This is a genomic window from Nocardia sp. NPDC060220 (assembly GCF_042727815.1).
In the GTDB taxonomy this organism is placed as follows: Bacteria; Actinomycetota; Actinomycetes; order Mycobacteriales; family Mycobacteriaceae; genus Nocardia.
Map to the genome: position 1 here is coordinate 1 of NZ_JBHWZY010001265.1, position 1,413 is coordinate 1,413.

Sequence of the window (1,413 nt, forward strand, 5' to 3'; positions counted from 1 at the left end):
GCGATGACGGCCGCCTCGCGCAATCGCGCGAGGTCGGCCGGCGACAGGTGAAGCCGGTCGCGTAAGACCTGTTCGGTGTGTTCACCCAGCCGTGGAGCCGCTTGCGGCGCGGTGTGGGCGCCGTCGACCGACGCAGGCGCACTGGGCGCGAGGTAGGTGCCGATGCCGGGTTGCCGCAACGACGCGAACAAGGGATTGGCGGTGACCCGTGGGTCGGTCACGACCTCGTGAAAGCTCCGGTAGCGCTCCCACAGGATCGAGGTCTGTTCGAGGGCGGCGGTGATCTCGACGCCGCTGCGGGCCCGGAACCACGGCGTGAACAGGCCGGTGAGGACATCACGATGGTGGTAGCGGGCGCCCTCGTCGGTGAAGTCGGCGTCGAGAGCCGTGGCCAGCGCGTCGACGGCGGCGCGAGTTCCGGTGAGCTCGGTGAGCGCGTGAAAGTGGCGGGAGGTGAGGGCCACGATCATGAACGTGGCGTCGTCGGCCGCACTGAAATGCTGCCCGTACTGGCCGTAGATGGCGTTGCCGAGGCGCGGCCGCGGCGTCTGGCACAGCATCGCCTCGGTGAGAAAACCGAGGTTTCCCGCCGTCGCCAGTGCGACATCCTCCAGCGGCAACGTGATCCTGCTGCCTTCTCCGGTCGCCTCGCGGTGCCGCACGGCCCCGGTGATCGCCAGCGCGGCGTACAGACCGCAGAGCAGATCCCAGGCGGGCAGAACCTGATTGATCGGCCCCGCGTGCTCGGCCGGGCCGGTAACCATCGGAAAGCCGATGGCGGCGTTGACGGTGTAGTCCACCGCGGTCGAACCGTCGGCACGCCCGAGGATCTCGAGCCGGATCAGATCGGGTCGCCGCTCGGCGAGAGTGTCGTAGCCGAGCCAGTCCCGGCCCACGGTGTTGGTGAGCAGGATGCCTCCGCCTGGTCCACCGTCGGTGATCAGGTTCGAGATCAGTTGTTGCCCGGCGGAGCCGCGCAGGTCCGCCGCGACGGAGCGCTTTCCCTTGTTGAGACCGGTCCAGTAGATGCTCGCACCGTCGTCGGTGAGCGGCCACCGATGGTAGTCGGCCGCCCCGCCGAGGGGATCGACCCGAATCACGTCGGCACCGAGTTGGCTCAGTGTCATTCCCGCCAGCGGAGCGGCGACGAAACTGGAGATCTCCACCACCCGAAGCCCGGCCAAAGGCTGTGCCGCCGATCGTGCGGTCTCGTTCATCGGACAGCGCTCGCGGGCTGCGCGGTCTCGGGCGCTCTGAGCGTCGGGTACATCGGTGGCGAAGGCCTCGCTCATGGGATCTCGCATTCCCTCTTCGGTTCTATACTGTTTGAAATACGGTATGTATTACCGTTGAACGTACTGAACAAGGTAGCAAGCATCGCCTGCCGAGGGAAACGGAGCACGCTTCACCGGC

The 1,413-nt window shown here is 67.4% G+C and carries 1 protein-coding gene; it reads right to left on the reverse strand.

Annotation, left to right across the window (positions count from 1 at the left end; translation table 11 throughout):
- Positions 1–1,217, reverse strand: a 1,217-nt coding sequence (locus tag ACFWF3_RS35905) for a CoA transferase (protein ID WP_379318617.1), incomplete at its 3' end; no start/stop codon positions are given.
- Between the last annotated feature and the right edge of the window lie 196 nt (positions 1,218–1,413).